This window comes from Thioalkalivibrio sp. ALR17-21, assembly GCF_000420185.1.
Lineage (GTDB): Bacteria > Pseudomonadota > Gammaproteobacteria > Ectothiorhodospirales > Ectothiorhodospiraceae > Thioalkalivibrio > Thioalkalivibrio halophilus.
Genome location: NZ_ATUL01000008.1, coordinates 118,586 through 125,785, shown reverse-complemented (window position 1 = coordinate 125,785; position 7,200 = coordinate 118,586). Strand labels below are relative to the sequence as shown.

Sequence of the window (7,200 nt, the reverse complement as noted above, 5' to 3'; positions counted from 1 at the left end):
ATCCCGGGCCGCGTCAGCGGACCGGGATGCGGCAGTCGGGGTGACTTCTTTGGGTCCTTTCTTGTTCACACAAGAAAGGACCTCGCGGCGCGCTCGCGAGAGAGCGCAACACCCCCGGCGGCAGCCGAAAACCGCCGACTCCGCAGCGTCAGCTCAAGGCCTGGCGGCAGCGGTCAAGCACGGGCACCAGCAGCCCCATCGCTTGCAAGCAAGTTCCTGCAGCCGCATCCGGGCGCCGGTGCGGGTGGCGCCTACGCGCCGTGCCCGGTGCGTTCGCGCAGGGCCGCCACCAGCCCGTCCATCGGCAGGTGTTCGGCCTCGCCGGCGGTGCGGGCCTGGTATTCGAGCTCGCCGGCGTCCAGGCCGCGCTCGCCGATCACGATCCGGTGCGGGATGCCGATCAGCTCCATGTCGGCGAACATCACGCCGGGGCGCTGTTCGCGGTCGTCCAGCAGGACCTGGAAGCCGGCGGCCTCGAGCTCGTCGTGCAGCTGTTCGGCGGCCTCGCGCACGCGCTGCGACTTCTTCGCGCCGATCGGGCACAGGGCGATGTCGAACGGGGCGATGGCGGTGGGCCAGCAGATGCCGCGCTCGTCGGAGTTCTGTTCGATCGCGGCGGCGACCACGCGCGAGACGCCGATGCCGTAGCAGCCCATGGTGACGATCTGTTCGCGGCCGTCCTCGTCCAGCACCCGGGCGCCCAGGGCCTGGCTGTACTTGTCGCCGAGCTGGAAGATGTGGCCGACCTCGATGCCGCGGCGGATCTCGATGGGGCCGGAGCCGTCGGGCGCGGGTTCGCCCTCGGTGATGTTGCGCAGGTCGGCACCCTCCGGACGTGGCAGATCGCGTTCCCAGTTGACGCCGGTCAGGTGGTGGCCGTCCTCGTTGGCGCCGACCACCATGTCGGCCATGCCGAGCACGGCGTGGTCGGCCAGCACCGGGATCGGGCTGTCCACCGGGCCCAGCGAGCCGGGGTCGGCGCCGAACGCGGTACGGATCTCGCCCGCCTCCGCCATGCGCAGGGGTTCGGCGATCCAGGGGTGTTTCTCGGCCTTCACGTCGTTGAGTTCGTGGTCGCCGCGCAGCACCAGGGCGACCAGATCGGCGTCGACCGCGTCGCTGGCGGCCACCACCAGGGTCTTGACCGTGCGTTCGGTCGGCACGTGGAGGAAGGCCGCGAGATCGGCGATGGTGTGGACGTCCGGGGTGGCGACCTTCTGCAGCGTTTCGTCGGGGGCGGCCGGCGCGGCGGGGCCGGGGCAGGGCGCGAGTTCGACGTTGGCGGCAAAGCCGCCCGGGGAGAAGGCGATCGCGTCCTCGCCGGAGGCGGCCAGCACGTGGAACTCGTGCGAGGCGTTGCCCCCGATCGCGCCGGTGTCGGCCTCCACCGCACGGAAATCGAGGCCGCAGCGCTGGAAGATGCGGCAGTAGGCGTCGTGCATCTGCTGGTAGGTCTGCCCCAGCGAGTCGGCATCCAGATGGAAGGAGTAGGCGTCCTTCATCAGGAATTCGCGCGCGCGCATCACGCCGAAGCGCGGGCGGCGCTCGTCGCGGAACTTGGTCTGGATCTGGTAGTAGTTCACCGGCAGCTGGCGATAGCTGCGGATCTCGCGGCGCACCAGGTCGGTGATGACCTCTTCGTGGGTCGGGCCATAGCAGAAATCGCGTTCGTGGCGGTCCTTGATGCGCAGCAGCTCGGCCCCGTAGAAGTCCCAGCGCCCGGATTCCTGCCAGAGTTCGGCCGGCTGGATGGCCGGCATCAGCACCTCCAGGCCCCCGGCGCGGTCCATCTCCTCGCGCACGATGTTCTCCACCCGGCGCAGTACGCGCAGCCCCAGTGGCAGCCAGGTGTACAGGCCGGAAGCGAGCCGGCGGATGTAGCCGGCGCGCAGCATCAGCTGGTGAGAGACGATCTCGGCGTCGGCCGGGGTTTCCTTCAGGGTGTTCAGCGGGAATTGCGAGACGCGCATGGGGCTCGGGCCTTGTGGTCGGTGGTCGTTGAGCGGAGGGGGTTCGGGATCAGAACGTGGTGCCGTTGGTGCCCCAGAAATGCCGCGGGGCATCGGCGAACTCGATGTAGACGCGCGCTGGCTCCACGCCCAGTTCGGCCTGCAGGGCGTCGCACAGCTTGCGTGACAGCTCGCGGGTCAGGCCCTCGGGCAGGCCGATGCTCTTGAGTTCGCAGTAGGCCAGGGGGGCGGTGCTGCCGCCGAAGCGCATGTGGGGGTTGTGGCCAAGGGCGACCATCACGTAGCCCTCGGGCTTGCTCAGCCATTCGGCGACCGCGGCCGACAGGCGGGCGGTGACGGCATCCGGATCGGCGGGCAGGGCAACGTTGGTCTCGATACGCAGCAGTGGCATGGCGGTCTCCCGGGAATGAAACGGCGGTCGGGGAACGTCCCCGTGCGGGTGCCGACATGATACGGACAGACGCGGCGCGGTGCAGGGGGCGCAGGTGCTCTGCTGCAAAACCGGCGGGGAAAGCTATACTTCGGGCAGTTACCGGGGTTGGGGTCGGGGATTTGCCTGCCCGTGGCCGACTCCGTTACATTAGGGAAAACTAATATATTAAAGAACGGCCCCGTGACGGCTGACCGCCCCGCAAGAAGGGTGGCAGGAGAGGGCCGAATATCCGGAAGGACCACACCATGACACGACTCCCGATCCTCGGGGCCGCGCTGCTTGCGCTGGCTCTGCCGCTGACGGCCCAGGCCGATGATCTGCCCTTTGAAACCGCCGAAGCCGAACGTCTGACCCTGCCGCAGGAGCGTGTGCTGGATGGCCGTGTCGAGGCGGTCCAGCGCTCCACCATCTCGGCCCAGACCTCCGGGCGGGTCCGCGAGATCTACGTGGACGTGGATGACTTTGTCGAGGAAGACGAGCTCCTGCTGCGCATCAGCGATGTCCAGCAGCAGGCGCGTCTGAGTCAGGCCGAGGGTGACCTGGCCGATGCGCGGGCACGTTTCCGCGAGGCGCGTTCGGAGTTCGAACGCATTCGCGAGGTGTTCGAGCAGAACGTGGTGTCGCGCTCGGAGTTCGAGCGGGCCGAGGCCCAGCTGGAATCGGCCCGTGCGCGCCTGCGCTCGGCCGAGGGGCGGGTGGATGAAGCCCGCGAACAGCTGGGTTACACCGAGGTGTATGCGCCGTACTCCGGGATCGTGACCGAGCGCATGGTCGAGGTCGGGGAATCGGTGTCGCCGGGATCGCCACTTCTGGCGGGACTGAGCCTGGATCGCCTGCGGGTCGAGGTGGACGTCCCGCAGCGCCTGATGCCCGGGTTGCGGGATCGCCGCGAAGCCGAGGTCATCCTGGATTCCGGTGAGCGGATCGCCGCCGAGAATCTGACCCTCTTCCCCTACGCGGATCCGCGGAGCGGCACCTTCCGGGTGCGCGTGAACCTGCCCGAGGACGAGAACAATCGCGGTCTGTTTCCCGGCATGTTCGTGAAATCGGCTTTCGTGCTGGACGAGGTCGAGCGGCTGATGGTGCCGCAGGAGGCCGTGGCCTATCGCTCCGAGGTGATCGCGGTGTACGTGATCGACGAACAGGGCCGGGTGCGCTTTCGTCAGGTCCGGACCGGGCGCGAGCATGACGGCATGATCGAAATCCTGGGCGGGCTGCGCGAGGGTGAACGCGTCGCCCTGGATCCGGTGCATGCCGCGATCTTCATGAAGGAACACCAGCAGGTGACGCGATGAGCGGCGGCAGCGCGGAAGCGGCTCCGGAGCGCATGGGGATCTCCGGGCGCATCGCGAAGGCGTTTCTGACGACCCAGATCACGCCCCTGCTGGCGCTGGTGGGCCTTTTGCTGGGGTTGTTCGCCATCCTGGTGACCCCGCGCGAGGAAGAGCCGCAGATCAACGTCACCATGGCGGACGTGTTCATCCCGTTCCCCGGAGCCAGCGCCGAGGAGGTGGCCCACCTGGTTTCCACGCCGGCGGAGCAGGTGCTGTCCGAGATCGAGGGGATGGATGACATCTACTCCACCTCGCGTCCGGACATGGCGCACATCACCGTGCAGTTCGAGGTCGGCGAGGACCGCACCGCGGCGCTGGTACGGCTGTACAACCAGATCTTCTCCAACGATGACTGGATACCGCAGAACCTCGGGGTCGGCGAGCCGATGGTGCGGCCGATGGGCATCGACGACGTGCCCATCGTCAACGTGACCCTGTGGACCGAGGACGAGGAGCGCGGCGGACACGACCTGCTGCGGGTGGCCCACGGGCTGGAAACTCAGCTCAAGCGCGTCTCCGGCACGCGCGACATCTACACCGTGGGCGGGCCCGATCACGTGGTTCACGTGCGCTTCAAGCCGGAGATGCTGGCGGCGCACAACCTCGCGGTGGACGACCTGCGCGAGGCCCTGGCAGTGTCGAACTTCTCGCGCGATGCCGGGCATCTGTATCAGGACGACGAGGAGATCCTGATCCAGGCCGGCGATTTCATCACCGAGCCCGAGGCGTTTGCGCGGCTGGTGGTGGGGATGCATGACGGACGTCCGGTGCATCTGGAAGACGTGGCCGAGGTCGAACAGGGCCCCGGCTATCCGAGCGAGCAAGTACGCTTCGCGCATGGTGCCGCGGCCGAGGGCGGCGGGCACATCGGTCAGAGTCACCCGGCGGTGACCGTGGCGGTGGCCAAACAGCCCGGCACCAACGCCCCTGACATCGCCGACCAGGTCATCGAGCGTCTGGATCAGCTGAAGGGGACTTACATTCCCGAGGGCGTGGAGGTCTCGATTACCCGCAATTACGGGCAGACGGCCGAGGACAAGGCGTCCACGCTGATCCAGAAGCTGATGCTGGCGACCGCATCGGTGATCATTCTGGTATGGATCGCCCTGGGCTGGCGTGAAGCCTTCATCGTCGGCGTGGCGGTGATCATTACCCTGGCGCTCACGCTGTTCGCGTCCTGGGCCTGGGGCTTTACCCTCAACCGGGTGTCGCTGTTCGCGCTGATCTTCGCCATCGGCATCCTGGTGGACGACGCGATCGTGGTGGTGGAGAACATCCACCGACACATGGTCCAGGGCGGGCGCAAGTTCCTCGAATCCATCCCGCTGGCGGTGGACGAGGTGGGCGGCCCGACCATCCTCGCGACCTTTACCGTGATCGCGGCGCTGCTGCCCATGGCCTTCGTTACCGGGCTGATGGGGCCGTACATGAGCCCCATCCCGATCAACGCCTCCATGGGGATGGTCCTGTCGCTGGCAGTGGCCTACGTGGTGACTCCGTGGCTGACCTACAAGGTGCTGCGGCGTCAGGGCGAGCAGCTGGAGGCCGGCGGCGGCCATGGTGCGCACGAGGGCGAAGCTGCTTCTGCCGGCCTGATGCGCCTGTTCAATTTCGTCCTGCTTCCGTTCCTGGGAACCGGCGGGCGGAAGAAGGTGAATCGCATGGTGCTTTGGGGCGGCACGCTCGTGCTGATCCTGGGCTCGGTGTCGCTGGCCTATTACCAGCTGGTGGTGCTGAAAATGCTGCCATTCGACGACAAGTCGGAGTTCCAGGTCGTGCTGGACATGCCCGAGGGCACCAGTCTGGAACGCACCGGCCAGGTGCTGGGCGAGATGGCCGACTACCTCAAGACGGTGCCCGAGGTGCACGACGTGCAGACCTACGCGGGCACGGCCACGCCCATCAACTTCAATGGCCTGGTGCGGCAGTACTACCTGCGCGAGGGCAGCCATGTCGGCGACATCCAGGTGAACCTGGTGCACGACTCCGAGCGTGACCGCCGCAGCCACGACATCGCGCTGTCGGTGCGCGACGAGATCAATGCCATCGCCGGGCGCTATGACGGCGCGGCGGTCAAGGTGGTCGAGGTGCCGCCGGGACCGCCGGTGATGTCGCCGATCGTCGCCGAGATCTACGGTCCGGACTACGACGGTCAGATCGAGGTGGCGAAGCAGGTGCGCGAGGTGTTCGAGGACACCGAGGGTCTCACCGACATCGATGACTCGGTGGAACACCCGGGGCCGAAGAAGATCCTGCAGGTGGACCGCGAGCGCGCCGCGCACCTGGGTGTGCCGCAGATGGCCGTGGTCGAGGCCATCGATACTGCGCTGTCGGGCGAGGATGTCACCTACCTCTACGGCTCGAACATCAAGTACGCGGTACCGGTCCGTCTGGAGTTCGATCGCGCGGAGAAGGGCAGCCTGGAGCCGGTTCTGGGACTCAAGGTCCGCTCGCAGAGCGGGGAGCTGGTGCCGCTGTCCGAGGTAGTGACCGTGGTGGATTCGAGTCGCGAGCACTCCATCCATCACAAGAACCTGCTGCCGGTGGTCTACGTGCAGGGCGATCTGGCGGGCGGAGTGGACAGTCCGCTGTACGGCATGTTCGACATGTTCTTCGGGCTGCGCGACACGCCCATGGTCCATGGCGAGCCGCTGGAACAGCGGTTCATCAGCCAGCCGGGCGATCCGTATAACTACAGCCTGAAATGGGACGGCGAGTGGCAGGTGACCTACGAGACCTTCCGCGACATGGGCATCGCCTACTCGGTGGGGCTGATCCTGATCTACCTGCTGGTGGTCGCGCAGTTCCGCTCGTACATGGTGCCGCTGATCATCATGGCGCCGATCCCGCTGACGGTGATCGGGGTGATGCCGGGGCATGCGTTCGTGGATGCGTTCTTCATGGACGCCAAGTTCACGGCGACCTCCATGATCGGGATGATCGCGCTGGCCGGGATCATCGTGCGCAACTCGATTCTGCTGGTGGACTTCATCAACGATGAGCTGCGTCGCGGGGTGGATACCATCGAGGCGGTCGTGCATGCCGGTGCGGTACGCGCCAAGCCCATCGTGCTGACGGGCCTGGCGGCGATGGTCGGGGCCGGGTTCATCCTCGATGACCCGATCTTCTCCGGGCTGGCGATCTCGCTGATCTTCGGGGTGTTCGTCTCCACGGTGCTGACCCTGGTCATCATCCCGGTGCTGTACTACCTCTACGTGCGCAACCGGGTGGACCAGATCCGCGAACAGGAGGCGTAAGCCGGCCCCGTCATTGCGAGGAGCGTAGCGACGAAGCAATCGCCATGGCGACCCCCGGCCCCGGTGCACTGCGGGCAGCAACCGATTGCCACGTCGCCTTCGGCTCCTCGCAATGACGCAGGCGGGGGCGAGTAGCGGCCCCGGCACGTTGTTGCATGGCAATGGCACGACCGGAGTCCGGCGTTTTCGCCGGGCGACGGTACCGG

Annotated in this window: 4 protein-coding genes; 2 read left to right on the top strand and 2 right to left on the bottom strand. The window is 67.1% G+C overall.

All coding sequences use genetic code 11. From position 1 onward, the window contains the following. Positions 1-251: 251 nt before the first annotated feature. Together G020_RS0106385 and G020_RS0106380 are read right to left on the bottom strand one after the other, a co-directional pair. Positions 252-1,970, bottom strand: a complete 1,719-nt coding sequence (locus G020_RS0106385; protein ID WP_024329011.1) for a proline--tRNA ligase — start codon at positions 1,968-1,970, stop codon at positions 252-254. Positions 1,971-2,019: 49 nt separating this feature from the next. Beyond that, positions 2,020-2,361, bottom strand: a complete 342-nt coding sequence (locus G020_RS0106380; protein ID WP_024329010.1) for a phenylpyruvate tautomerase MIF-related protein — start codon at positions 2,359-2,361, stop codon at positions 2,020-2,022. 287 nt (positions 2,362-2,648) lie between these two features. Here G020_RS0106380 and G020_RS0106375 point away from each other — a divergent pair, with 287 nt between their 5' ends. Together G020_RS0106375 and G020_RS0106370 are read left to right on the top strand one after the other, a co-directional pair. Beyond that, on the top strand, positions 2,649-3,698 hold the full coding sequence (locus G020_RS0106375; protein ID WP_018946421.1) for an efflux RND transporter periplasmic adaptor subunit: 1,050 nt from the start codon (positions 2,649-2,651) through the stop codon (positions 3,696-3,698). Beyond that, entirely contained in the window at positions 3,695-6,994 is a 3,300-nt protein-coding gene (locus tag G020_RS0106370) for an efflux RND transporter permease subunit (RefSeq protein WP_024329009.1), read from the top strand. The genes G020_RS0106375 and G020_RS0106370 overlap by 4 nt, the downstream gene beginning before the upstream one ends. Positions 6,995-7,200 lie beyond the last annotated feature (206 nt).